This window comes from Kitasatospora phosalacinea (genome assembly GCF_000717185.1).
Taxonomy (GTDB): Bacteria; Actinomycetota; Actinomycetes; order Streptomycetales; family Streptomycetaceae; genus Kitasatospora; species Kitasatospora phosalacinea_A.
In genome coordinates this window covers 1-590 of the sequence record NZ_JNYE01000271.1, presented here as the reverse complement: position 1 = coordinate 590, position 590 = coordinate 1, and the positions used below count along the sequence as shown (strand labels likewise).

The 590-nt window shown below is 65.6% G+C and carries 1 protein-coding gene; it reads right to left on the bottom strand.

Features of this window, described 5'->3' with window-relative positions:
• Nucleotides 1-101: 101 nt before the first annotated feature.
• The gene (locus OO57_RS37970) at nucleotides 102-296 is read right to left on the bottom strand and encodes a hypothetical protein (RefSeq protein ID WP_033257485.1); all 195 of its coding nucleotides are present in this window, start codon (nucleotides 294-296) and stop codon (nucleotides 102-104) included.
• Nucleotides 297-590 lie beyond the last annotated feature (294 nt).

Here is a 590-nt window from a genome sequence, read left to right as displayed (position 1 = left end):
CCGACGAATACGAGCAGGCGTACTGGGCGAGCCTGGAGGAAGTCCCTCAGACTGCTTGACCACACGATCGCGGACTCCACGAAACTCGGGGCAGCTCACAGCTACGGCCGTCGCAGCGGTGTGAGAGCGAGGGCGGCGAGGTTGTGTGCCGCCCTCGCCACCTGAACCGTATCGCGGTCAGCCGCAGCGAACAGGTAGCCAGCTGAGAACGAGGCGAGTTCGAGGTGGTCGAGCACCTGCTGGCGCCAATCCGGGTCTTCGGCGGCCGTGAGCTCCTCGCGCAGCAGGTTGCTCACGAACTGGTACTGCTGCCGGATCTCCCTCGGCGACGCTGGGTCGAACGGCTGGCCAGCCGAGGGCTGGACGGGAGGTTCAGGCGGAACGTGATCTCCTGATCGGGCGGTAACTTCGCTGCTGGGTGCTGGCTTCCGCAGGTCAGTGTGGCACGTTCGGCTAGTACTGCAACGGTGCTTATTATGACGAGGCTTCAGTGTCAACGGCCATGTAGTTCGCCCCGCAGGCGGCCAGGGATCTGCCCCGCTGGCGGCCAGCTGGATGTCCCCGACGGCGGCCAGATAACTCCCCACCGT